The organism is Streptomyces griseiscabiei, from assembly GCF_020010925.1.
Taxonomy (GTDB): Bacteria; Actinomycetota; Actinomycetes; order Streptomycetales; family Streptomycetaceae; genus Streptomyces; species Streptomyces griseiscabiei.
In genome coordinates, this window is record NZ_JAGJBZ010000005.1 from 18,318 (window position 1) to 41,281 (window position 22,964).

The following is a 22,964-nucleotide window of genomic DNA, read 5'->3' on the forward strand; positions in this document are numbered from 1 at the left end:
ACCGTGACCCCGCCCACCCTGCCGCTGGTTCTGACCGCTTCCGGAATCGCCGCATCCCTTACCCTCGCCGACGCGTGGGCCCAGGTGAAGCGCATCTGGCACCCGGAGCCGTTCACCTTCGAAGCGGGCACTCTGGGCGATGACATGATCTCGGTCTCCTGGGTGCGCCGGTTCCCCGAATGCGGCTGCACGGCCCAGGTGTGGGCCGACAACGGGCTCATCCTCACCCCGCACGACCTCACGACGACCGTCTACACCCCCGAGGGCTGCTGGTCGTACAACGGCCGGTTCGAGGAGGACTACTACGTCAACGCCCAGTACTACGACTGGGACGAGCCCGACGTCTTCCGCACCCTTCGCGAGGCAGAGGACGCAGCCCGCGCCCAGCACCTCGACGTGTGCCGCGAGTACCAGCAGCACGCCGGCCCCTGCGAGAACTGCGGCGTCCTGGCGGTGGAGCACGTGTCGGACCTGTCCGGCATCGCGGACCGCTCGGAGACGGCGTGCGGGACGTTCCGTCGCGACTACACGTTCGGGATCCCGCCGAACCCTCGCCTGGCCGCCCACAACCGCCACGGCTTCCCGTTCGCCGGCATGAGCGTGCCGGAACTTCTCGCCCACATCGAGGTCGCCGTCGCCAAGGGGTACGCGCTCACGGCCGTGGAACAGCAGACCCTGGAGACCGCCCGCGGCCTGCGTCTCGGGGACGGCGTCGACTACAAGACGCTCGACGCCCACGTGCGCACGCTCGCGCACGGCTGCGAGCACCACCTCCGCACCCTCGGCGGCATGTCCGCGAACGGCTCGGCCGCCGCCGCGTAGAGCCTTCTCGGGCCGCACACGCCGGACCCCGACGCCATATGCGACCCTCACAACTTGACGGACGTCCCCGTATCGAGTACATTAGTGAATAGCTGATCGGGCGATGCAAGCGCCCGGCCGGCACACCACGAACCCGTACCCGACGCAAGGAGCTCCGCCATGGGACACGTCAACTACTTCGCGTACACGCCCAAGGCGGAGAACTTCCGGTCCATCTGGCTGCAGCTGCGCCTGGACGCCGCGGCGATCCTGGATCTGGTCGAACAGAGCCAGGACATCGCGCTCGCGGGCGGCGCGGGCACCGGGGTACCCCGGATCGACGAGGACGCCATCGTCTTCAACGGCCTGATGGCCGCCGACGAGGACTACGAGACCTTTGCCATCGAGCTGGACCCGGAGTTCGAGGACGAGCGGGGCTTCACCTACTCCTTCTGCAAGACCGGCTTCGCGCGGCCCAAGCCGTACGACATGGCGGTCACCGCGGTCATGCTGCGGGCCCACACCCTCGCCCCCGACTGCTTCGCGATCGACAGCGACGGCGGCTGGGACGAGGAGTGGGTGTACGCCCGCGCGATCCACCGGACGCTGTTCGGCACGGACCCCGGCATGGAGAGCCCGTTCACTTCGCCGCTCCACAAGATCGGCCCGGTCGCCGCGCGCTACTGACCGCGCGGGTTGGGTGTTGCGGAGTCCGCAACACCCACCCGCCCCGCCATTCGATCCGCTGCACAGAGACAAGAAAGGCGCGCGCCCGTGTCCGTGACCTTCACCGCCGACTGGCGACCGGCCGGCCATTTCGTCGTCAGCTGCGGCTGCGAGCGGGCCACCGCTCTCGCCCCACGGCACGACACGTACGAGGAGGCCCTCGCCGCGCTCCCCGCCACCGGCTCCCGGGACCCGCTGCCCGGCTGCGCGATGCCCGACATCTGCCCGGACTACCCGCTGTACGTGCACGACGTCGACCCCGACGGCGACATGCCGGAGGTGAACGTCTCCGAGCCCAACGCGGTGCGCCTGGCGGAGCTCCTCGGCCTTCTGGCACCGGAGTCGTCCGGCGCCGACACGACGCCGGCACTCTGCGCCACCGCGCGCGAGGACCGCTCCCTTCCCGGCGCCGCCCCGGATTCCGCCGGGCCGTGGCACGCGGCGTGCGATGCGGGCAGGCTGCCGGCCGGGGATTTCCTCGGCCGTGTCCTGGTCGCACTCGCCCTGACCCCCGAGGACTCAGGCGTCGACGGCTACTGGAGCGGGCGCATTCACATGGGCGGCCGCCGGGCCGGCTACCTCCAGCGTCGCCTGGCCGAGCTGCGTGATCTCGCCCAGTGGTGCGCCGACCACGGCCGCGACGTGACCTGGGGATGACCGGTATGCCGCCCCGCCTGACCCCTCGCCGGCTCGCGGCGCTCCGCGACGCCGCCGTCCGGGCCTCCGGCAGCATCCACCCGATGCTCGTCAGCGAGGCGGACGTCCACGCGCTGGAGGTGCTCGGCCTCGCCGGGTTCCTGGACGGCTGCGGCCACCTTCTGGGCGCACCGGATGCCGGCGCCGAGCACCGCGGCCATCCTCACCTGTTCCGGCTGACCGCCGCCGGGCGCGACGCCGTGCACGCGGCCGGCGGGCCGCTCCGCGCCCTGCGCCGCGACGGCCGGCCTCTTCCGCCACTCGCGAGTGACCCTCAAAGTTGACACTAAACCCCCTCATGAGAACATTAGAGAACCCGAGAGGGTGGAAAGAATCACCAAGTCCCGCCCTGAGCTGCCAATACGTCCACCCGGAGTCCCCTCATGAAGAACATCGCAGAGGTTAAGGCGGCCTTCGCGGCGCTGCCCGAGCGTGTCACCGCCGCACAGATCGCCGAGGCCACCGGCCGCGCCCACATCCACAACTGGGCGAAGGACCCCACGTTTCCCGGCGGCAAGGCCGACTTCGGGGGGCGCACGGTCTACCGCGACCGCGACGCCGTGCTGGAGTGGTACGCCGACCAGTCCTTCACCCGGACCGACCGGCCGGGCCCGCGCGATCTGGCCACGAAGGTCCTTTCCGTCCAGCCCACGCAGGTGCTGCTGGACACCCTGGAACTGGCCGACCTCCTGGACCTGACGCGGCGCGCGGTGAACAAGTACGCCGAGCGCTACCCGGCGGGGAAGGTCGAGGACCCGTTCCCCCCTGCGGACGACGACGGCAAGCGTTCCTGGAGCCAGGTCAGGGCCTGGTTCCTGCGCAAGAGCGACCCGCTCCCGGTGGCGGACGAGAGCGGAGCGCGGGACTGGGCAGATCTCCGCGCCTGGCTGCTGAAGCGGGCAACGGACGGCTCGGAGCCCGTCGACGGCCGGATCTACCTGGACGAGCTGGGGCTCACCACCGGCCAGCGCGACGTGGTCGAGCGGGCCCGGCTCGCGCGCACGGCCGGCTCGAACACGCCCGTGGAGTGGCTGGCGGAGGTGCTGCACCTGGAGGAGCCGGGCCAGACGGAGTGGCTGTCCGATCTCCTCGACCTGGAAGACGCCGGGCAGGTCGCGCTGCGCCCGCAGGCCGCCGCCGCTCCTGCGAAGGAGTCGCGCCGGCTGGGGGCCAGTGCTCTCGCCCGCGAGTTCGGTCTCAACATCGAGTCGCTCAAGCACTACGCGCGCGCCTACACCCCGGACAAGGTCGAGGACCCCTTCCCCGCCAAGGACGGCCGCCGCACCCGCGACGTCGCCGAGGTCCGCGACTGGCTGATCCGCAACCGCAAGATCCAGCCCGCCGAGCCCACCGGGGCACAGGCCGACGCCTGACCGTTCGCCGCGCACTCCGCCCCCTCCCCCACCGCCCTGCTGGGCACTCAGACGAAGCAGGTGATGCCTTGCTCGACATCGAAGCCGACGCCCCGCTCAGCCCCGCCGACGCCGCTCACGCCGGCCGGCTCCTCGCCCTCGCCCGCTCCCTCGGGATCGACCCGCTCGACCTGGACGAGGCCGTGCACGACGCCGCCTCGCAGTACGCCAGCGGCGCGTCCAACTCCTCCGACCGGGACGACGAGGACGCCTCCTGCGACGAGCTGCACGACGAGGCCGGCCGCCAGGCCGCCGACATCAACAACCACGGCCTGGACAAGCAGGTGGCCTACCTCGTCGCGCAGTCCGGACACAAGGAGACCGAGCAGATCATCCGCCAGGTCGGCGGCATGAAGCAGTCCGAACCGGCCTCGACCGATCCGGACGAGATCACCGAACTGCGCGGCGTGTTCTCCGACGGGTACGCCGCCGACGACATCAACCGCGTGTTCGGCGTCATCGAGGATGTATACGGCCAGAGGCTGGTATGCCGCTGGGAGCTCTTCGACGAAGAGTGGTACCGGGGGAACTCCGAGTTCTACTTCGAGGACGGCGACGCGTACTACTACGACGCCGGCATCTACTCCTGGCTGAGCGGCGCCCCGGACGCCCCCGTCGACCTGGGCAATCCCTCGCAGTGGCGCGGCAAGCGGGTTCCGGACTCTGACGCCGAGGGCCCGCAGCACGCCGCCACCGACGACGGGATGCACAACGTCGCCCTCGCCGACACCGAATGACCCTCCCCGCCTGTCCGGAGCGGTCGGGGACACCACGTTTCCTCCATGACCGCCCGGTGTCCGGCGCACAGAAGCCCCGTCCCGCAAGGGACGGGGCTTCGCCATGGTGCCGGGCCGCTACAGTTGGCGGTGCGTTGGCCTCGTCCCAGCCGCCTCGGCGGCCTGGGCGGCGGCTTTCGTGGTAAGGGGCCGGACGGTCTTGCAAACCCCCTTCTTCACCGGAGGGGGAGACTTCGGTCTGCTGTCCGGCCCCGCTTCTTCTGTCCGCAGGCCGCGGACCCTGCTCGCTACGCCGTCGGCTCTTCCCGCCGCTCCGCCCGCTCACGCATCCACCGGCGCCAGCCGTCCCACGCGAGCCACCCGGTGCACGCCACGACGACCGTGATCGCCGTCCACGTGCCTGCGGCCTGCTGAGCCGAGTTGGCCACCAGCGCGGCCGCGAAGGCCACCACGCCGACGACCACGACCGCAATCGCGACGGCCTGGCTCTTGGCCGGCCTCTGCCTACGCCCCACCATGATTCTCCTCCGAGGACTCTCCTGCGCCACGAGTGAGTGTCCCGCACGCCCTTCCCGCTGCCCCGCCGGTTGACGATTTGTTCTCCGACGGGGCCTTTTTGCATGTCCGCGGGGGTGCTGGGGGCGGCACTCTCATTCGCTGACCCTTTTAACTTGACTCAAGAGTACCTCATGCGTAATATTAAAAGGGTCAGGGGGTCGGACGGGCCCCCAGTCGACTGAGGAGCTATTGCCTGTGACTGTTCTTGAGATCCCCACCAACGGAACCGCCCTTCGCGCCCCGGGCCGCAAGGACGCCTGGAGCATCCTGGGTGCCGACGTCAGCGAGGCGAACACCGCCCGCGAGGCCCTTGAGATGGCCGACCTTCGCGACTGGGACGTCCGCCTCATGGGCAACGTCACCGCCAGCGAGGTCACGATCCACGAGGACGGTGTCAGCGCCACCGAGGTGAAGATGCCCGACACCCGCGCCACCGTTCGCACCAACCCGCGCACCCTTGCCACCGAGTACCTCAGCGCCGTGGGCCGCAAGTACACCCCGGTCCAGATCGAGGCGTACGAGAACGTGCTGGACCTGGCCCGCCGCGAGAGCGGCGCCGTCTTCCACAAGGCGGGCGCGTACGACGGCGGCAAGAAGTTCTTCATCTCGATGAGCCTGCCGGGCACCGTGCGCATCGGCGGGGTCGACGAGCACAACATGCACCTGACCCTCTTCGGCAGCCACGACGGTTCCTCGTCCAACTCCCTGCACATCGGCCCGACCCGCCTGGACTGCGGCAACATGCAGCGCATCATCATCGCGGGCGCCAAGCACAAGGTGTCGGTCCCCCACACCCGCTCTGCCCTGGACAAGCTCGTCACGCTGGAGAACGAGCTGGCCGTCCTCTTCGACTGGCAGGACGCGTTCGAGCGTGAGGCCGAGCGGATGCTCAACACTCCGCTGACGATGGGCCAGTTCGAGAAGCTGGTCACCAGCCGCGACCTGTGGCCCATCCCGACCAGCCCCACCACCCGCACCCGCAAGAACTACGAGGAGCGCATGACCACCCTGCGCGGCCTCTTCGAGAACGCGGCCACCCAGGAGAGCATCCGGGGCACCGCGTGGGCGGGCTGGAACGCGATCGGCGAGTACCTCGACCACTACGCCAAGGCCAACACCGTCTCGGCGCGCGCCGCGCGGTCGCTGTCCGACATCGGCGCGGTCACCAAGAAGAAGACCGCCGCCCACCGCCAGCTCCTCGCGCTGGCCGCCTGACCGGCCCTTGACCGGCCGCCGGGAGCACCCCCACCCGCTCCCGGCGGCCCCCTCCCTCAGCGACCACAGCGACTGAAGCGACGGAGATTTCCGTGTCACCTGACGCCGCACGCGACGCCGCCCGGTACGGGTACGGCGTCAGCGCCCACGAGGACGGCCACTACGTCCACATCGCGGCCGGCCTCTGGTCGACCCGCTACTGGGCGGGCAACCCCCAGAGCCTGTGGGCCGAGGAGCGCGCCAGCTACTGGATCTCGTCGGTGTCGGCGCGGTGCGGTCGCGGCCTGACCTGGAAGTCCGGCCCGCCGACCGCCGCCGCACCCCGGCCCTGCCCGACCTGCCAGCTGAGCAGCGCCGACATCGCCGCTCGCCACACCCGCATCCGCTGAACCGGCCAAGAGGACGTGACCACGGGCCGCTCCCTGCGCGGGGCGCCGTCGTGGGTGCTCGACCTCGTCGGCCGTCAAGCCTGCCGCCCGAGCTGGCCGCCGTGCAGCGGCTCACCGACCGGCCACGGGGCGTCGGTCCCGTCCCCGGCACCCCGTGGCCCCCTTCCCCTCAACTTCCCTTTCCTGTGCTCACGTTAGGAGCTGCACCTGTGGCAACCGCCAACGGAATCCTCAACGGCCTTGAGGTCATCGAGTTCGAATTCGCCGAGACCCCGCGCAGCACTCCGGAGAACCCCCGCTACTTCAAGGAGGTCCTGAAGGTCCTTCTGGCGGACGGAACGGTGGTCTACAACTGCGTCTGGCCCAACTGCGAGTTCACCCGGCCGAAGGCCAGCGGGGTGTGGCCGCACACCAAGGTCCACAAGAACCAGACCCAGACGCCGAAGGCGGCCCCGGACCCCTCGGCCATCGACGTGAGCGGGCTGACGCTGGCCGAGCTCATCGAGCGCGCGCAGAAGGCCACGTGGTACAGCGCCGAGCTCGACGCCGCGCTGAAGAAGCTGACCAAGACCACCCGCGAGCTGGAGGAGCTGAGGCCGCGCGTCAAGACGGCGGAGAAGCAGCTCCAGACCATCCGCAGCGCCTTCGCGGCCGTCGCGTAGCCCCGGGAGCCGTGCGGGGCGGGCCGGTTGCCGGCCTCCCCGCACGGCTCCCGGTCCTGCTGCCCATCACCGTCTGGAAAGGACGCTGCCCCATGTTCCTTGCTGACCTGCCCGCGGGTGCCATCGTCTGGACCGGCTCCGTCATCACCGCCGTCGAGGCGCGCGAACTGCGCGAGGGCGATCTGCTCAACGTGGGCGGCACCACGGTCACCGTGACCGGCGCCGACCACCACGACCTTCCGGGGATGGCCCGCGTCCCCGTCAGCTACCGCCCGTACGACAACGACACCGTCCGCACCGAGCGGTGGGCCATGCCCGCGACAGCCCGCTTCACCCCGCTCCAGCTGCTACGCAGCGAGCACGTGGAGTGCGGGCTGTGCGAGCCCGGGACCAACAGCCACGACGTCCTCATCGACCGCGTCGCCCACGGCTGGGTCCAGTCGTGGGTGTGCGCCGCCCACCTCGAACTGCCATAGCTCCTCGCGGCCACGCGCCGCGCAATGTCAGACCCCTACGTAAGGATCACTGCATGACGACTGCTGCACCCGCCGTTTCCCTGACCGACCGCACCGCCTACGAGACCGCGGTCGACCAGGCCCTCGTCGCGATCACGGCGTACTACGACGACGGGGACACCACCCTCGACGACGCCACGTACGACGCTCTCGCCCGCGGCATCGCCGCCTACGAGCGCGAGCACCCGGAGCACACCCGGGCTGACTCCCCCACCGGCAAGGTCGGCGGCGGAGCGGCCCCCGTCGGGGATGTCGCGCACACCGTGCCGATGCTCTCCCTGGACAACGTCTTCGACGCCGAAGGCCTTCAGAAGTGGGGCGCGTCACTGGCCCGCCGGATCGGCGGCCCGGTCACCGGCGGCTACGCGGTGGAACCGAAGCTGGACGGGGCCGCCATCGCCGCCCGCTACCGTGACGGCCGTCTGGTGCAGCTCGTCGGCCGCGGCAACGGCACGCACGGTGAGGACCTCTCGCACGCGATCGGCACCATCGTCGGTCTCCCCGTCCAGCTGCCCGCCAGCGTGACTGTGGAGATCCGTGGCGAGGTGCTGCTGACGCAGGCCCAGTTCCAGAAGGCGAACGAGATCCGCGCCGCACACAAGGCGAAGATGTTCTCCAACCCGCGCAACGGCACCGCGGGCACGCTCCGCGCGAAGGACCGGCCGTACGTCATCGAGACGACGTTCTTCGCCTACGGCGCGGTGGGCCTGGACGACGTCGACTTCCTGGCCGGGGAGACGCACCAGGCCGTCATGGCCCAGGTCGCCGCCCTGGGCGTGCAGACCACCGGCAGCACCGAGGTCGGACTCAAGGTCTGCGCCACGCTGGCCGAGGCCCAGGCCCGCGTCGAGGAGATCCAGGCGCTGCGGCCCCAGCTGCCGTTCGGGATCGACGGCGTGGTGATCAAGGCCAACGACTTCGCCGAGCAGAAGGCCGCCGGGTTCGCCACCCGCCACCCGCACTGGGCGATCGCCTACAAGCTCGCGGCCGTCGAGGCGCAGACCCAGCTCCTCGCGGTGGAGTGGAACGTGGGGCGCACCGGCATCATCGCCCCGCGCGCCGTGCTGAAGCCGGTGGAGGTCGACGGCAGCGTCGTCACCTACGCCACCCTCCACAACCCGGCGTTCATCCGCGACAGCGGTTTGAAGATCAACGACACCGTGAAGGTGTGGAAGGCCGGCGACATCATTCCCCGGATCGAGTCCCCCGTGACCGCGCTGCGCACGGGCGAGGAGAGCGACATCGTCTTCCCCGAGTCCTGCCCGAAGTGCGGCGGGGACATCGACAAGTCGGGCGAGCGGTGGGAGTGCGCGGGCGGCGTGAACGGCTCGTGCGGCCTGCTGCCTTCCTTGAAGTACGCCGTCGGCCGCGACCAGCTCGACATCGACGGGCTCGGCGTCACCTATCTGGAAGCCCTCGTCGAGGCGGGCCTGGTCAACGACCTGGGCGACCTGTTCGCCCTCACCCGCGCGCAGTTGGCCGAGGCGACCGGGAGCGAGAAGCGCGCCGACTCGCTGCTGGCCGAGCTGGACAAGGCCCGGCAGCAGCCCCTGAACCGGGTGTTCTGTGCGCTGGGGATCGTACGGACCGGCCGCACCCTCTCTCGTGAGATCGCCCGTCACTTCGGTTCGATGAGCAAGATCCAGGCCGCCGACGCCGCCGCGCTCGCCGAGGTGAACAAGCTGCCCGGCGCGAACGCACCGAAGATCGCCGCACACATCTACGCGATGGGGCCGGTCATCGAGAAGCTCGCGGACGCCGGGGTGAACATGATCGAACCCACCACCCAGGTCAGCGGCACCAGCAACAGCAAGCCGCTGGCGGACCAGGTGGTCGTGGTCACGGGCGGGATGCACGGGCTTCTGGCCGGACGTAACCGCAACCAGATGAACGAGCTGATCGAGAACGCGGGCGGTGCCTCCGCCAGCAGCGTCTCGAAGAAGACGACGATCCTCGTCGCAGGCGAGGGCGCCGGGTCCAAGCTGGCCAAGGCCGAGCAGCTCGGCACGAAGATCCTCAGCGAGCAGGAGTTCGCCGACCTGGTCGCCGAGTACCTCGCCTGATCCTCACCCCCTGCTGGAGGCGGGACGGCCCACCGGCCGCCCCGCCTCTTCGCGTTGGGGCCCTCCCTCCCCCGTAGCCCGCGCAGTGAGCGTCCTCTGTCCACAGGCCCTTCTCCGCAAGATCGCCGAACCGCCCGGCCGGGTGGTCGCGCGGCAAGCGGCAGAAGGGAGCGGGCGTGTGCAGGTCCATCTCGAAGGGGGGCCGGCGGTGTACGTCGTCGCAGCCGGCCATGCGATCGGCGCGGCGAGCCTCCTCCGCCCAGCTCGGCAAGACCGTCGCCGAGGCTGGTGACCCGAATGCTCAGGCGGCGTACGCGAACGCGCAGGCGTGGACGGCGCGCACCAAGGAGGCCCTGGAGGAGGGTGACGACGACCGGGCGCGGATGTACGCGGACAACGCGAAGAAGTGCGCTGCCGCTGCCCGTGCGTACGCCCGTGGCAAGCAGCCCAAGCAGCCCTACCCGGACGCCGACGATCCGGCAGCGCTGAGCGCGGAGCCACCCCCGCCGCCGCCGGAGCAGACCCGCGCGGCGCGTGCCCTGGCCGGCGCGGCGGGCATCGGCGGGCGGGCCCGTGTGCTGCCGCCTCGGGATGACGGCGGGCAGACGACCGCCTGGAACGACCAGGGCTTCGGTGGCGCCGCCACCGTCTACCCGGGCGAGGGCGACGAGCCTCCGCACGCGCGGGTCGTGTTCAGCCGGCTCGACCGCGACCGCTACCAGGCGCTCGCTGACTCCCCCTGGCCCTACCGGACCGAGGACGGGCAAGTCATCTACGACCGCGTCCCGGTCGACCACGCCGAGCAGATCATCCACGCGGCGGCCTCCCGTCGGCCGGCCAAGCCGTGGGAGCGGCACGGCCTGAGCGACGCGCGGCACCGGGATCGCCTCGACGAGGTGACGGCCGATCGTCTGGTGCCCGAGTCGGAACAGTGGGCGTCCAATCTGGACCAGGGCCAGCGCCAGTGGGTCACGACGTACACCGGCCACTCGTACAGCGAGATCAACGAGCACCTCTACAAGGGCCGGGACCTTGACCAGCCGGCCGACGGCATGCACACGCCGATGCGAGTCGTGACGGGGAACATCGACTCCGCGATCGCGGCCGCTGGGCAGTCCCAGGAGCCGCACCGGTGCTTCCGCGGGTACACCCCGCCCCTCGATGTCCGTAAGGAGAACCGGGTCGCGGGCTGGGCCCGGGAGAACTTCGTGGTCGGCAGCCGCTACCGGGACGACTCGTACATGTCGGTCTCCCACTGCCCGGCGGTGGCCGCCGGGTTCACCAACCGCGGCTGGTCGTCCGACGGCGAGTGGGGCATGGCCGATCACGGCGTGGTCTTCGAGACGGTCTCCCGGCGCGGCGCCGCGGTCGCGCACATCTCGGAGTTCGACAACGCCGAGAGGGAGCGGCTGATGCCTCGCGGGTCGGAGTTCGTGGTGGTCGGTGTGCACGAGAACGTGAACGTGGCCGGCCAGCCCTGCGTGGTCGTGCAGCTGGCCGACGTGAACGAGTCCAAGCGGTACTGAGCCCGGATGTGACGCACGCGGATGCGCAGGAGGCACCGTCCGCGCCGGGCCTCCCGCGCATTCGCTGCTCTGACCTGCGCCGGTCCCCGGTCTCTGTCCACAGGCCACCCCTTCCAAGATCGCGTTGCTGCCTGCCGGGGCAGCCCCGCGGATCGCGGGCGAGGAAGGGAGGGCACCTCCGTTGTGCAGGTCGCAATCGAAGGGCGGGCGCAGGTGCGGCTCGTCCCACCCGGCCGTTCGGGCCGCGCGTCGTGCTGCCTCGACCGCGCTGCGCAAGGACGTCGCCATGGCCGGCGCCGGGCACCCCGCGCTCGGCGCGTACGCCACGGCCCAGATGTGGGAGACCAAGACCCGTCAGGCCGTCGAGAACGGTGACGACGAGCAGGCCAAGCTGTACGCGGACAACGCGAAGCTGTCCGCGGCCGCGACGCGCACCATGCTGGGCGACCGCAAGCAGACGCCGCGCTACCCCAATGCCGCCGATCCCCGCGTCGCGTGGGCGATGCCCGCGCGGGAGCCCGAGCCGGCCGAGGACGACTGGGGCGCGGCGCAGATGCCGGAGTACCCCGAGCACGTCCGTGCTGCCGATGCGTTCGCGCGGGCCAGCGGGGCGGGCGGGGCCGCGACGTTCGTGCCGCGCGCCGACGGCGGGCAGACGGTGGCCTGGCGCGGCGACGACTTCGCCGGCTCCGCGACCGTGTATCCGGCCGACGGGGATGAACCGCCGCACGCCCGGGTCGTGTTCAACCGGCTCGACCAGGGCCGCTACCAGGCGCTCGCCGACTCGCCCTGGCCCTACCGGGTCGAGAACGGGCAGGTCATCTACGACCGCGTCCCCGCCGATCACGCCGAGCAGATCATCGCCGCGGCGCGCAGCCGGCAGGCGGCCCGGCCCTGGGAGCGGCACGGCCTGGGCCGCGACCCGTACCGGGACCAGCTGGAGGAGCACCGGGCCGGTGACCTGGAACCCGAGTCGAACGCGTGGGGCGCCGGCCTCAGCTCCGAGCAGAACCACTGGGTCCGCACCTACACCGGCTCGAGGTACCGGCAGATCAACGCCCACCTCTACAACGGGCGCAGCCTCGATGAGCCGGCGGAGAAGATGGACGTGCCGATGCGGGTGGTCACCGAGAACATCAACTCGGCGATCCGCTCGGCAGGCACGGCCGAGGTCCCGCACCACACCTTCCGCGGGTTCACTCCCCCGCTGGAGGTCCGCAAAGGCAACCGTGTCGCGCAGTGGGCGAGGGAGAACTTCCCGGCCGGCAGCCGGTATCACAGCCCGTCGTTCCTCTCCTCGTCGCACTGCCCGAACGTGGCGGCCGACCCGTACTTCGCGCGGACCGACTGGGAGGAGGACGGCCGCTACGGAGAAGCCGACCATGCCGTGGTGTTCGAGATGGTCTCGCGCCGCGGGGCCGCGGTGGCGCATGTGTCGCAGTACGGGAATCTGGAGCGGGAGCGGCTGCAGGAGAGCGGCTCGAACTGGGTGTCCGTGGGCATCCAGGAGAACGTGACGATCCGGGGCCGCAAGTGCGTCGTGGTCCAGCTCGTCGACACGAACGAGATCCCCCGCCACTGACGCTACTTTTCCATATCGCTTGACAAAGTTTAATAATGTGAGTAGGATGTATTTCAGGGTGAGGAGCACCCGAAACTCCCCACCAGACCCTGGAGGACGACATGACAGACCAGCAGCCCACCCCCCGCGACTCGCGACTGGCGGACCAGCCGGCACTCCGCCCGGTCGGACCGCTCCCGAAGGTCGGCCCGCGCCCCAGCTTCGACGAGCTGGTGGCGCAGGCCGACGGGCGGAACTACCAGCCGCTCGCCGCGCACCTGGACGACGCCGCACGCGACGCGCTCGGACTGCCGGCGGCGCCACAGCAGGTGACCGTGGACGCCGAGCTGGCCGGCCGCATCCGCGACTACTACTTCGACCGCCCCGACCAGGTCGCCCAGCTGCCCGACGCGATCCGCGACCTGATCAACCTCTGACCCGCCTGCGGCCAGCCGCGCGGAGCAGCGGCACCGAGCGGATCACGCAACCGGTGAACACTCAGAATCATGCGAACAACTACTGGAGGGGGCGCCGGGATGCCGGACCAGTCAGAGCCGTTCGAGAAGGTACGACGACTGCCGGAGCCTGGCACCGGGCAGCCCACTCGCGCGGGCGGGCACCATGGCCTGGAGAGCGACCCGATGGACTTGTTCGTTCTGGAGGGACTGCGGCGCGGCAACGGCATGAAGCCCGCTGACACCATGCTGCGGATGATCGTCGACATCAGCCGCCAGGAGGGCATCAACCAGTCCGGCGGGGTGAACAGCGGGGAGTCGCCCTCGGCGCGGGCCACGCTGTGCGCGTCACCCACGGCTGACCGGCCCGCTCCCAGCCCGCGCGCCTGACTCGATCTTCACGCACAACCCGCAGAAGCCGCTCCCTCACGCGCCACGACTGTGCGACGGCCGTCGGGCAAAGAGCCGCGACACCAGGCACCCACCACTTGTTCGGCCGTCGAGCGCGGCCCATTCGGAAGGAACCCACGTCATGCGGCATATGAAGCCGAACTTCGACTACTACACGACCAATCGGGACAAGGCCCAGGCGTACGCCGCGCAGGCGTCGTGGGAGAACATCAGCTCCAGGCAGCGTGCCGAGTACATCGCGCTGGCGCGCCTGTACCTGGACCTGTCGATCCAGGACGCCGCCGGCAACTGGGCCCCGACCGAAGAGGCCGCGAAGGCGAAGAAGGCGGAGCGCAACACCGCCCATTCATGACCCCTGCACAGCGCCCGGCCCTGCGGCTCCCGCATTCCGCGCGGACTCGGCTGATCTTCGTCGACGCATCCCTTCCGTTCCCCGCGCCCGAGCATGGGGGTCTGCCTGTGCGCGCGGTCTGCCGCCGCTACGATGACGGACAGGCAGACCTGCTGCCGCCCGCCTCGCATTGCGGCCCGGACCCGCGTGCATCCCAGGCGCTAAGGGGGAGATCCCCACAGTGAACTGACTTTCTGCTGCGCCCACTCGCGGCGTGCCGGTCCGGGAGCCACGCCGAGAATCGGGACATCATGGCGAAAGCCGACCGCAACACCGACGCCCGCGCCGCTGTCACCGGCGAGAACCATGCCCAGGCTCTGTCCTGGATCCGCGCGCACGGTCTCCTTCACGGTCTGGCCCCCGACGCCGCGTCCGCCGAGCAGCAGGCTCTGGAGGCGGCGCTGCTCTTCGCGCTCACCCGGCCGGTCGGGGGTCTGCATCCCCTCCCCCTGAGCGGGAGCCTGTTCGGCGTCGCCAAGGCGAGCCCGGGGCCTGGCAACGAGTTGAGGCTGTGGCCGGTGACCGGCTCCGAGGCCGAGGTCCTGGTCCGCCTGCTGCCCAGCCGCACGAGCGACACCGTCCCGACAGTCTCCGGTGTTGCCGGGCTGCGCTGGGTCCGCGACGGCAAGTACCTGGCCCTGAGCAGGGTGGGCGCCTCGGAACAGGTCCTGCTCGCCGCGCAGGCCCGCGACATCCGGGAGGCCGGCCGTCTGTCCTCGGAGGCGGGTCTGCTGCCGTTGTGGGATCAGGCCGGCACCGCGCTCGAGGACACTCCGCGCCGCGTCATCGACATCTCCCTCGCCGAGTCGGCGCCCGCCTGGAGCCGCGCGCTGCGCCGCCCGCTCCTCGCGCGCGAGGTCGCCTCCCACTGGACATCGCGGGAGCCCACGCTCGCCGAGCTGGCCGGTGACGCGTCCGCGCTGATGCCGCGGCCGCACGGGCCGGCCTCCCGGCGCCCGCAGATCGTGCACGTCCGCTCCACGCGCGGCGGCACCGGCTGCAGCACCCTGAGCGTCCAGATCGCCTACGGGCTGACCCGCGCCGGGCGCACCGTTGCCCTGGTGACCGACGACGCGATGCTGCGGCATGTGGCCAAGGACGCGGCCGACGACACGGCGCTGTGGCACGAGCCGTTCGCCCCGGCCGGCGGCGGCCGGCTGCTGGCCGCCTCGCACGGCTACTACGGGGAGCGCCTGGACGTGCGCGCCGCGGAAGCGACGAGCCGCGGTGAGGTCGTGGTCCTGGATGTGGGTGGTCGCCCGCCCGCCGAGCTCGCCGGTCTCCCGGCCGCCGACCTGACCGTGGTGGCGGACAACTACCGCGCCCGGGACTGGGTCCAGGTCGACGTCATCGACCGCAGGCCCGAGCAGGTTCGTGTCTTCGCCGCGCTCGACGAGCACTTCGCCCGGTGGTGGCGCCCCTCGACGGAACAGGCTGACGCCGACCGGCTGCGTACGGCGCTGGACCGGGAGTTCTTCTACTACGCCTTTCTCCGGCTTCAGGCCCCTGACGAGGTCGACGTGTACGACGTCGACGATGCCGATGACGTCGAGGAGTGGTGGGACCTGGGGGCCCACGGGTCGCCCGGCCACCCCGACGACGTCCTGCCGCCCGAAGACGCGGCACCTCTGGACCTGTGGCGCCGCCACTTCCTGGACTTCATCACCCCCGAGGGGCAGCGCCGGCACCCGGACAACTGGGACGAGGTGCGCGACTCCTGGATCGCCCACAACAGGCTGCGAAACCTGCAGCGCCTCAGCCCCGACGGGGACCCCATCGAGGACCTGGCCGTACGGGCCTCTGAATTCCTCGCCACCGCGGCAACCGAGCACGACTCACAGCCGCGCGTGGCCACGGTCGAGGAGCAGGAGACCTGGCGCACCGCGAAGCTGACGCAGTGGCTCGACGCCCGCTTCGCCGTACACCTGCGCCACGATGCCGCGTACCTGCCCCGGCCGGCGGCGGAGACGGTCATGGCGGTCCTGGACACCCGCTTCCTCACGTACGGACCGCACCACGCCGAGGGGTTCGCGGCGCTGGCTGATGAGGTGAGGGGCGACGGCTGGTGGGATGTGGCCGCGGCCGCCCGGTCCCTGGACGGCGCCGCCTTCCCGCTCCCGCCCGGCCCGGACGAGGACGCGGACGTCCGCGAGCAGGGGTGGGCCGCCTTCCTCGCGGCGGTCGAGGACGAGGGGGCCCGGCGCCATGGCGAGGTGTGGTCCGAGGTCCGCGCGCACTGGGTGGAGCACCACCGCCGTCTGGAGCAGGACGAACGTGCACCGTTCGCACCCACCGAGGAGGAACTTCCCGCACTGCGCCGGCAGTTCGCCGCCGCCCTCGCCCCGGTCACGGCCGCGGGGGTGGACTGGGACTCGGTCATCGGCCGGTGGGTGGCCGGGGTGCGCAGCGACGCCGCGCGGGTCCGTGACTTCGACGACCTCATCGAACGCCGCCAGCGGCCCGGCACCGGCGAGGAGACCGCCGCCGCACTCCTGCGCGGCGTTCGCGGCCTGGGCTTGGACCCGCGGATGCCCGTGGTCATGATCACCAACATGTACCGGCCCATGGGCGGCCCGGAAGCGGTCGCCGAGACGGCTGAAGTTCTGCGCGGCCACGGCGTGGTCGCCCTGTGCACGGTGCGTCAGCGGCAGGCCTTCGAGGAGCTCCTCTTCGCGCCCTCGACCTGGAACGACGACCGGGTCAAGCCGGTCCAGGAGGAACTCGGGGCGGTGGTGAGCAGCGCCTTGAAGGACGCCCGGAAGGCCACGGCTTCGCCCGGTCGGGAATGACGGCGGCCTTCGGCGGCTGCGGACACCCCCGCGGGCTTCCCTCGGGGGTGTCCGCCGTGCCCGACATCTGTGCTGGAGGCGCGGCCCGCCGGCCGCCTAGCCTGCGCGAATGGGGATGGCGGCTGTGGGCGGGTTCCTTCTGGCGACGTTCGGTGTGCTGTGCGGCTTTCTGGTGCGGCAGTTGGTCGGACGGCTCCGGTCGCTGTTCGGCGGACTGGTCGCCGAGGGCGTGTGCGTGCGCCGCTACTCCTCGGAGGGCAGCGAGGGCAACACCTACTGGCACCACGTGTACGGGTTCACCACGGCGGACGGCCGGTACGTGGAGTTCGAGGAAGACGCGCTGCTGATGCCCCAGGGCCAGGCGGTGACGGTCCGCTACCGGCTCGGGAAGAACCCGGCGCGCACCGCCACCGTCATGGGACGGGACGGTGCGTGGTCGCCGTTGTTCGGGCAGCTCTTCGGGATCTTCGTCAGCGGCTGCTTCGCCGCTTTCGGCGTGTTGTCCTTGTGGCTGGGTGTGGAGGAGCTCAGCCGGTAGTGCGCAGCCACGGCCGCCGTCCGGCGGCACCGGCAGGCGGGACGCGGCGCGCGTTCAAGGGCGTGTCCGGTTCGCGAGCAGGTCGCCCACCACCAGGGCCAGGCGGTTGGCAGCGGCGGCCTCCCGGTCCGAGGGATGTGTCAGGAACTGCAGGGTTTCTCCCCGCGCCGGGTGATCGTGCAGGTCCGGCAGGACGGTGAAGGCGGGGATGCCCTCGGCGCGCAGGGTGTCGCGGAGGACGGCGAGGTGGTGCTGCTCGTTGTCGAGGGCGTTGTCGACGTGCGCGATCGCCAGCGCGATGGGGGTGTTGTCCGGTCGGTTCAGGTGGGCGAGCAGGAACCGCGCGGTGGCGGCCGGGTCGGCGGGCTGGATCGCCTCCTCGATCAGGTGCTGCCAGGGGGTGAGGCTGTCCTTGCGGGTGTGGGCGCCGGCTGCTGCCCACCGGGGATGGTGCTCCTGCCACGTCTGCTCGCCCCAGCGGGCGATGGCGGTCGGGGCGGCCTCTCGCAGGACCTCCTCGACGAGGGTTCCGTCGCCCGTGCTGCCCGGAAGGTCGAGGTTGCGGTTGTGGTCGATCCACACGGCGGCGACGGCGCCCCAGGTGTCCGGGTGGCGGATGGCCCCTTCGCCGGCGAGGAAGGCCAGGAAGTCCTGACGCCAGATGTCCAGGAGCTCGGCGTCGATGTCCTCCGGGAACGACAGCGGCTCGTTCTCCTCGCCTTCGCCGTCGGGGTCGGGTTGGAAGTCGTCCCACCAGGCAGCGGTGTCCGCCGGGTCGTCGGCGTCGTAGACGTCGGCGTTGTCGTCCGAGACCCGGTCCCAGACGTACATCTCGAACGTCTCGTCCAGGAAGTGCAGGAGCTGGGAGTGCGGGTCGCGGGCTCGGGCACGGGCAGTGAGGTAGCGGGTGTTGAGCCAGTCCCACATCTGTACCCAGGCGGGGCGCCGGTCGAGGATCTCGGTGCTTCCCCACACCTCGGTGTCGAGGTCGGTGAGGACGACGGCCGCGTCCGCGTGCCCGGCCAGGTGCCGCAGCTGGAAGGCGGCGCCGGCGTCGAGGACCACGGTGTCGTGCCCGCGGGCGGCGTCGGCGAGCAGCTCCGCGGCGTTCAGCGCGCTCGGGGAGACGATCATGCCGCGCAGGGTGCCCGGTCCCGGCAGGTCGGGCAGCAGGTCGTGCCACTGGCCCGGCTGCAGCGTCGTCGGCTCCAGGATTCGGTGGAGGCCGTTGGGGTCGTCGGCCCCGAGGAACGCAATCTTGGCGCCGGTGCGTGCCAGGGCGCCGGCGAGCGTGAGCGCAGTGGTGGTACAGCCGAGCCCGGCCTGACCGCGGGCACTGGTCACCGCGACGATGCCGCGGGCCGGGCCTCCGGCCGGGCCGACGGGGCGGGCGGCGATGCGCTGGGGCTTGGGGCCCTCCAGTTGTCCGGACTCAGGTGCGGACCGGGTCCAGTCCGGCGCCTGGCGGGTGTGCAGGCCGGCGCGGCGCAGGGCGCGGCTCCACAGTGCCGTCTCCTCGGGCGGCAGGGCCCTGGCCAGGCTCTCCCATGCCTGCCGCTCCCCGGGCTGGGAGGTACGCGCCGACCACAGCGGTTCGAGGCCGGCGGCCAGGATGTGGTCCTCGGCCTGCTGCAGGGCGGCCGGTCGGGCGCGCAGGGTGAGGTGGGAGCGGTGGCCGGGGCGGGCCAGGAGCAGCGTGTCGGTGCGGCTGGGGTGCGGACGGGCCCGCAGGCCCGGGACGCCGGCGATCCCGCTGTCGGTGCGGACCGGCAGGATGCGGCCGAGCAGCTGGGTCAGCTGGTCGGGGTGGGGCCACAGCACGAGCGTGTCGATGTCCGGGGAGACGCCGCGCAGCCCGAAGAAGGTGCCCGCGGCGGTGGGCGCGGGGATCTGCGGGTGGGGCCGGGCGAGGGTACGGAGGAGGACGGCTTCGAGGAGCTGCTGGGCGGGGTCGGTGGCGTCGGGTACGAGGCCGAAGTACAGGCCGCGGGCCTGGTAGAAGGCGTGGGCGGCCTGTCGGGGCTCGCCGGTGTACTGCTGGCGCAGCAGGATGGTGTTGCTGTCCCTGGACATGGAGGGGTCCGTTTCCGCGGCACGACTCCCCGGACCGGCGCGCCGGCAGACGCAAGGGTTGGCGACTCAACTGGCGTGACGATTCGTCTCTTCCCGCCGCTGGCGCACCTGTGGGTCCGGGCCACGGGGTGCGGACGGAGGCAGCAGTCTCTGCCCGGGGGACACCATATCGCTCGCCTCGGAGCGGCTGGGCCCGTTTCCGGCCACTGCGACCGCCGTGCGCGGGCGTGGCCTCCGCCCGTTGACGCTCTCGTGTCGATCCCTGCCCCGGGGCGCCCGCCCGTGCTGCGCCCTGCCGGTTCGGGGGCGGTGTCCGAGGCCGCGTCACTGCCGTCTGGCGGCTTCGCCGGGGGTCTTTCCCCACCACCTCCGACCTAGATTTTCATAATGCTTGACGTTGTTCAGTGATGTGTGAGATCATATTTCTTGACGGCGTTAAGTGTTAGGGGAGAACATGGCTACCAAGAAGGATCTGAATCAGCTGAAGAAGAAGGCGGAGAAGCAGGGATTTCGGTTCATAGAGACCAAGAGCAGCCACTACAAGGTGTATCTCGTCGTGTCCGAGGCCACCGCCGAGCAGGACGAGGTGCTGACCTTCGTCACCACGTTGCCCAGCACCCCGAGTGAGTACCGCGGTCTGAAGAACGCGAAGGCGGATCTCAAGCGCTTCGGCTTCGTCTACGAGACCGAGCGCAAGGGCAAGCCCAAGCCCCAGCGCACTCGCTGATCGGCCGGGGGCGCCGGGGTCACTCCCGGCGCCCGGCCGACCGCGCCGTCACCGCCCTGCCCCCGAGATGAGGAAGCCATGACCCAGAAGACCAGCTACAACGTGCGCGTCGAGTACGACGTGAGCGAGCTGCCGCCCGACCCGATCATCAGCGCTCTCCACGAGGACCTGTCCCGCTACGACGCCTCCATCGGCTCCTCCCCCGCCGGCGGACTGACCGTGCGCCTGTTCCTCGACGCGGACAGCCCCGTCGACGCCGGCACCCGCGGCGTCGAGTACGTCCAGGGCGCCCTGCTCAAGCACGAGATCTACCCGGACCAGATGAGCGGCTACGAGGTGCTCACGGAGGAGGAGTTCGACCGCCAGCAGGCCCTGCCGCTCGTGCCGGAGCTGGCCGGCATGGCCGAGGTCGCGCAGATCACCGGCACGACCAAGCAGCGGGCCAGCCAGCTGCGGCCCGCGCTGGCGCCCTACCTCGTCCAGGAGCTGGCCTCCGGGCCGGTCTACCTCGCCGAGGGTGTGCGCAGGTTCGCGGACAAGGAGTACAACCGCACGCCCGGGGTGCGCCGCACCGAGATCCCCCTGAGCCCGCTCGAGCGCGCCCTGCTGGAGACCCTCGCGGCGACGTCCTTCGGCACTGAGGTGCCCTCCCCCGGCGCCGGCCACCAGGTCGCCGCCGGCGCGATCGAAGGCGTTGTCGGCAACGGCCACCAGCTGCACCTGCACGCCCAGCCCGACGACTCCGACGTCGCCGTGGCCCTCGGCAGCCTCCTGGAGCACGGCCTGGTCCGCACCCGCCGGATCTACAAGAAGGAGATGAAGGATCTGGACGCCGGCCACGAGGAGGACCTGGTCGTCTCCCTCACCGGCAAGGGCGAGCGCCACTCCGGCATCACCGCCGGCGCCGCCGGATCGGCCGGCCCGGAGGAGTCCAAGTGACCGCGGCCGCGGCCGGCGAGGTTGCCTCAGCGCGTCCGGATACGGATCTCCATATCGCCGTCCTCAACGGCCACCGGGAGGCGTTCTTCGACGCCGGCCACGCGCAGCAGCTCGTCGAGCAGTGGAACAGCGTCTACGCCGGCACGATCGACCGCGACCGGGCCGAGGGACATCCCGAGGCCGCGGACCGGCTCACCGGCCGCGTCGAGTCCTGCGCGCAGGAGCACTGGCGCCGGCACGGGCCGGGCGGGATGACCGCGGTGTGGACCCGGGCGCCGCGGTTCCAGACGCAGCATGCGCGCAGCGCGAGCTTCACCGGCTTCGCCCGCCGGCGCGAGCTTCACTGCAGCGGTCCGTACGTCCGCAGCGTGTGGGAGTTCCAGAGCTGGTTCACCACCCAGGCGGTGCGTCGGCGTATCGAGTTCCGCCCCCGGGGTGTGCTCGAGGTCGAAGCCTACGGAGTCGACCAGCAGGCGGTGGAGACGGCGTTCGCGGACGCGGTCGCCCGCGTGCTCGCCAGCCCGAACACCGACGACCACCTCGATCCGGCCGGCGTGCTGAAGGTCCTGCGCGGCCTGGCCGAGGGTGGCGTCCGGCGGTACACGGCCTTCGAGGCGTCCGTGCACACCGATGTGCGCGCGGCGATCGCCTGCGGACTCGTCGAGGAGCAGGACCAGCTGCGTCTCAACGCCGAGGGCCGGGCCTTCGCCGAGCGCCACGCCCTGGCCGCCCTGCCCGACCCGCGGCGCGCTGCCTGGGAGGAGCTGCCGGAGCTCACCGAGGCGGTCACCGAGCTCGGTGACCGGCACGCGGCCGCGGCCCAGCCGGCCTGACCCTCACCGTTCCCTGCCCGCCCGATCAAGGAGATCTCGACTTGGCCCAGACCCAGGTACCCGACCACGCACTCGACCAGGCCCTCACGGCGGTCGTCTCCCCCGACGAGTACTTCCTGCAGGACTCCCGCAGCAAGGGCGAACTCGCCCGGACCCTGACCCACTTCGACGCTCTCGGGCGCGGCGTGGCGGCGTCCTTCAACGCCCGTGGCGTCGAGGGCGGCGGCTGGACGCACACCATGACGCCCGCCTACTGGGGCAACGTGACGGTGCGCCACCGCGACGGGATGCACTTCGCCTTCATGCATCACGGCCGTTCCCGCAAGGGCGCCGCCGGCCGCCGCCTCACCGTGGAGACCGGATACCCGCACGGCTACAGCGGATGGCGCGCCGATCCGATCACCGTGTCGATGGACCGGGCCCCGGATGCCATCGCCGCGGAAGTCCTGCGGCGGCTGATGCCCGCCTACCAGGACACCCTCCGCGAGGGGCTGGAAGCCGCCGGCCGCCAGGAGGCCGAGCGGCGTGCGCGCGCCGGGCTGAACAACCTCATCGAGCAGCTCGTGCCGGGCCTTCACGGCATCGGCGGGCTGGACCCGCGCTCCGCTCCCGACCGGGACACCTCGTTCTGGTCCGGCCGCGATCACGTGCCCGACGGCCAGGTCGCACTGCCCGTCGGCGGGCGGGTGACGCTCAAGCACGACGCCAGCGAGGTGGAGGTCAAGCTCACCAACGTGCCGCCCGAACTCGCCCTGAATCTCCTCGACTACCTGCGCCGGTACGGCGTCGTCGCCGGCCAGGCTCATCCTGTCGGCTCCCCGGGGCGCGTGATCGCCGGGGAGCTGGAGCCCCGTGAACCCACCCACGAGGGCGCACGGCCGGAGGCCCGCCTGCTGCTCACCGGCACATGACGCCCGAGCTCGCGGCCTCAGCCTCGCCGGCACCGT

The 22,964-nt window shown here is 71.5% G+C and carries 24 protein-coding genes; 22 read left to right on the plus strand and 2 right to left on the minus strand.

Features of this window, described 5'->3' with window-relative positions; all coding sequences use genetic code 11:
* Window positions 1-3: 3 nt before the first annotated feature.
* The 6 genes from J8M51_RS42810 (at window position 4) to J8M51_RS42835 (ending at window position 4,372) form a co-directional block, all read left to right on the plus strand.
* Window positions 4-822: a hypothetical protein gene (locus J8M51_RS42810; RefSeq protein WP_086755607.1), complete on the plus strand. Its 819-nt coding sequence runs from the start codon at window positions 4-6 to the stop codon at window positions 820-822.
* 159 nt (window positions 823-981) lie between these two features.
* Window positions 982-1,488, plus strand: a complete 507-nt coding sequence (locus J8M51_RS42815; RefSeq protein WP_060880753.1) for a hypothetical protein — start codon at window positions 982-984, stop codon at window positions 1,486-1,488.
* An 87-nt stretch (window positions 1,489-1,575) separates the two neighbouring features.
* Window positions 1,576-2,184, plus strand: coding sequence for a hypothetical protein (locus J8M51_RS42820; protein WP_060880752.1), 609 nt, complete (start codon window positions 1,576-1,578; stop codon window positions 2,182-2,184).
* 5 nt (window positions 2,185-2,189) lie between these two features.
* On the plus strand, window positions 2,190-2,507 hold the full coding sequence (locus J8M51_RS42825) for a hypothetical protein (protein WP_086755606.1): 318 nt from the start codon (window positions 2,190-2,192) through the stop codon (window positions 2,505-2,507).
* A 99-nt stretch (window positions 2,508-2,606) separates the two neighbouring features.
* Complete coding sequence (locus tag J8M51_RS42830; protein ID WP_060880858.1) at window positions 2,607-3,596, plus strand: hypothetical protein; 990 nt, start codon at window positions 2,607-2,609, stop codon at window positions 3,594-3,596.
* A 68-nt stretch (window positions 3,597-3,664) separates the two neighbouring features.
* Window positions 3,665-4,372: a hypothetical protein gene (locus J8M51_RS42835; protein ID WP_060880859.1), complete on the plus strand. Its 708-nt coding sequence runs from the start codon at window positions 3,665-3,667 to the stop codon at window positions 4,370-4,372.
* Between the two features lie 287 nt (window positions 4,373-4,659).
* On the opposite strand, the gene J8M51_RS42840 is transcribed toward J8M51_RS42835, so the two are convergent.
* Window positions 4,660-4,890 (minus strand): hypothetical protein, encoded by a 231-nt coding sequence (locus J8M51_RS42840; RefSeq protein ID WP_060880860.1) that lies wholly within the window; start codon window positions 4,888-4,890, stop codon window positions 4,660-4,662.
* A 235-nt stretch (window positions 4,891-5,125) separates the two neighbouring features.
* Here J8M51_RS42840 and J8M51_RS42845 point away from each other — a divergent pair, with 235 nt between their 5' ends.
* From J8M51_RS42845 to J8M51_RS42900, 12 genes are all read left to right on the plus strand, one after another.
* Complete coding sequence (locus J8M51_RS42845) at window positions 5,126-6,145, plus strand: DUF932 domain-containing protein (RefSeq protein ID WP_060880861.1); 1,020 nt, start codon at window positions 5,126-5,128, stop codon at window positions 6,143-6,145.
* A 92-nt stretch (window positions 6,146-6,237) separates the two neighbouring features.
* The gene (locus J8M51_RS42850; protein WP_060880862.1) at window positions 6,238-6,534 is read left to right on the plus strand and encodes a hypothetical protein; all 297 of its coding nucleotides are present in this window, start codon (window positions 6,238-6,240) and stop codon (window positions 6,532-6,534) included.
* 209 nt (window positions 6,535-6,743) lie between these two features.
* Entirely contained in the window at window positions 6,744-7,196 is a 453-nt protein-coding gene (locus J8M51_RS42855) for a hypothetical protein (RefSeq protein ID WP_060880863.1), read from the plus strand.
* 92 nt (window positions 7,197-7,288) lie between these two features.
* Window positions 7,289-7,672, plus strand: coding sequence for a hypothetical protein (locus tag J8M51_RS42860; protein WP_060880864.1), 384 nt, complete (start codon window positions 7,289-7,291; stop codon window positions 7,670-7,672).
* A gap of 53 nt (window positions 7,673-7,725) precedes the next feature.
* Window positions 7,726-9,774, plus strand: a complete 2,049-nt coding sequence (ligA, locus tag J8M51_RS42865; RefSeq protein WP_086761747.1) for an NAD-dependent DNA ligase LigA — start codon at window positions 7,726-7,728, stop codon at window positions 9,772-9,774.
* A 230-nt stretch (window positions 9,775-10,004) separates the two neighbouring features.
* Window positions 10,005-11,300: an ADP-ribosyltransferase gene (locus J8M51_RS42870; protein WP_086804876.1), complete on the plus strand. Its 1,296-nt coding sequence runs from the start codon at window positions 10,005-10,007 to the stop codon at window positions 11,298-11,300.
* A 286-nt stretch (window positions 11,301-11,586) separates the two neighbouring features.
* The gene (locus tag J8M51_RS42875; protein WP_086756102.1) at window positions 11,587-12,882 is read left to right on the plus strand and encodes an ADP-ribosyltransferase family protein; all 1,296 of its coding nucleotides are present in this window, start codon (window positions 11,587-11,589) and stop codon (window positions 12,880-12,882) included.
* A 101-nt stretch (window positions 12,883-12,983) separates the two neighbouring features.
* Window positions 12,984-13,298 carry a hypothetical protein gene (locus tag J8M51_RS42880; RefSeq protein ID WP_060880638.1) on the plus strand — a complete coding sequence of 105 codons (315 nt, stop codon included), beginning with the start codon at window positions 12,984-12,986 and terminating at the stop codon, window positions 13,296-13,298.
* A 99-nt stretch (window positions 13,299-13,397) separates the two neighbouring features.
* Entirely contained in the window at window positions 13,398-13,706 is a 309-nt protein-coding gene (locus J8M51_RS42885) for a hypothetical protein (protein WP_060880639.1), read from the plus strand.
* A gap of 142 nt (window positions 13,707-13,848) precedes the next feature.
* Complete coding sequence (locus J8M51_RS42890) at window positions 13,849-14,079, plus strand: hypothetical protein (RefSeq protein ID WP_129260286.1); 231 nt, start codon at window positions 13,849-13,851, stop codon at window positions 14,077-14,079.
* Between the two features lie 290 nt (window positions 14,080-14,369).
* Window positions 14,370-16,907 (plus strand): hypothetical protein, encoded by a 2,538-nt coding sequence (locus J8M51_RS42895; RefSeq protein WP_060880641.1) that lies wholly within the window; start codon window positions 14,370-14,372, stop codon window positions 16,905-16,907.
* Window positions 16,908-17,016: 109 nt separating this feature from the next.
* Entirely contained in the window at window positions 17,017-17,445 is a 429-nt protein-coding gene (locus tag J8M51_RS42900) for a DUF3592 domain-containing protein (protein WP_060880642.1), read from the plus strand.
* A 54-nt stretch (window positions 17,446-17,499) separates the two neighbouring features.
* Here the strand turns inward: J8M51_RS42900 and J8M51_RS42905 are convergent, their stop codons facing one another.
* The gene (locus J8M51_RS42905; protein WP_060880643.1) at window positions 17,500-19,518 is read right to left on the minus strand and encodes a tyrosine-protein kinase family protein; all 2,019 of its coding nucleotides are present in this window, start codon (window positions 19,516-19,518) and stop codon (window positions 17,500-17,502) included.
* Between the two features lie 454 nt (window positions 19,519-19,972).
* Between J8M51_RS42905 and J8M51_RS42910 the strand changes: the two genes are divergently transcribed.
* The 4 genes from J8M51_RS42910 (at window position 19,973) to J8M51_RS42925 (ending at window position 22,928) form a co-directional block, all read left to right on the plus strand.
* Window positions 19,973-20,245 carry a hypothetical protein gene (locus tag J8M51_RS42910; RefSeq protein WP_060880644.1) on the plus strand — a complete coding sequence of 91 codons (273 nt, stop codon included), beginning with the start codon at window positions 19,973-19,975 and terminating at the stop codon, window positions 20,243-20,245.
* Window positions 20,246-20,323: 78 nt separating this feature from the next.
* Window positions 20,324-21,184 (plus strand): hypothetical protein, encoded by an 861-nt coding sequence (locus J8M51_RS42915; RefSeq protein WP_060880645.1) that lies wholly within the window; start codon window positions 20,324-20,326, stop codon window positions 21,182-21,184.
* Window positions 21,181-22,017, plus strand: coding sequence for a hypothetical protein (locus J8M51_RS42920; RefSeq protein ID WP_060880646.1), 837 nt, complete (start codon window positions 21,181-21,183; stop codon window positions 22,015-22,017). The genes J8M51_RS42915 and J8M51_RS42920 overlap by 4 nt, the downstream gene beginning before the upstream one ends.
* Window positions 22,018-22,058: 41 nt before the next feature.
* The gene (locus J8M51_RS42925; RefSeq protein WP_086762979.1) at window positions 22,059-22,928 is read left to right on the plus strand and encodes a hypothetical protein; all 870 of its coding nucleotides are present in this window, start codon (window positions 22,059-22,061) and stop codon (window positions 22,926-22,928) included.
* Window positions 22,929-22,964: the final 36 nt, after the last annotated feature.

What these genes read in the sequence shown, in the direction of transcription:
- J8M51_RS42830 (WP_060880858.1), top strand. Translation starts at nt 2,607, where the DNA reads ATGAAGAACATCGCAGAGGTTAAGGCGGCCTTCGCGGCGCTGCCCGAG.
- J8M51_RS42880 (WP_060880638.1), top strand. Translation starts at nt 12,984, where the DNA reads ATGACAGACCAGCAGCCCACCCCCCGCGACTCGCGACTGGCGGACCAG.
- ligA (WP_086761747.1), top strand. Translation starts at nt 7,726, where the DNA reads ATGACGACTGCTGCACCCGCCGTTTCCCTGACCGACCGCACCGCCTAC.
- J8M51_RS42885 (WP_060880639.1), top strand. Translation starts at nt 13,398, where the DNA reads ATGCCGGACCAGTCAGAGCCGTTCGAGAAGGTACGACGACTGCCGGAG.
- J8M51_RS42910 (WP_060880644.1), top strand. Translation starts at nt 19,973, where the DNA reads ATGGCTACCAAGAAGGATCTGAATCAGCTGAAGAAGAAGGCGGAGAAG.
- J8M51_RS42860 (WP_060880864.1), top strand. Translation starts at nt 7,289, where the DNA reads ATGTTCCTTGCTGACCTGCCCGCGGGTGCCATCGTCTGGACCGGCTCC.
- J8M51_RS42875 (WP_086756102.1), top strand. Translation starts at nt 11,587, where the DNA reads ATGGCCGGCGCCGGGCACCCCGCGCTCGGCGCGTACGCCACGGCCCAG.
- J8M51_RS42915 (WP_060880645.1), top strand. Translation starts at nt 20,324, where the DNA reads ATGACCCAGAAGACCAGCTACAACGTGCGCGTCGAGTACGACGTGAGC.
- J8M51_RS42870 (WP_086804876.1), top strand. Translation starts at nt 10,005, where the DNA reads ATGCGATCGGCGCGGCGAGCCTCCTCCGCCCAGCTCGGCAAGACCGTC.
- J8M51_RS42900 (WP_060880642.1), top strand. Translation starts at nt 17,017, where the DNA reads ATGGGGATGGCGGCTGTGGGCGGGTTCCTTCTGGCGACGTTCGGTGTG.
- J8M51_RS42825 (WP_086755606.1), top strand. Translation starts at nt 2,190, where the DNA reads ATGCCGCCCCGCCTGACCCCTCGCCGGCTCGCGGCGCTCCGCGACGCC.
- J8M51_RS42815 (WP_060880753.1), top strand. Translation starts at nt 982, where the DNA reads ATGGGACACGTCAACTACTTCGCGTACACGCCCAAGGCGGAGAACTTC.
- J8M51_RS42905 (WP_060880643.1), bottom strand. Translation starts at nt 19,518, where the DNA reads ATGTCCAGGGACAGCAACACCATCCTGCTGCGCCAGCAGTACACCGGC.
- J8M51_RS42840 (WP_060880860.1), bottom strand. Translation starts at nt 4,890, where the DNA reads ATGGTGGGGCGTAGGCAGAGGCCGGCCAAGAGCCAGGCCGTCGCGATT.
- J8M51_RS42890 (WP_129260286.1), top strand. Translation starts at nt 13,849, where the DNA reads ATGCGGCATATGAAGCCGAACTTCGACTACTACACGACCAATCGGGAC.
- J8M51_RS42895 (WP_060880641.1), top strand. Translation starts at nt 14,370, where the DNA reads ATGGCGAAAGCCGACCGCAACACCGACGCCCGCGCCGCTGTCACCGGC.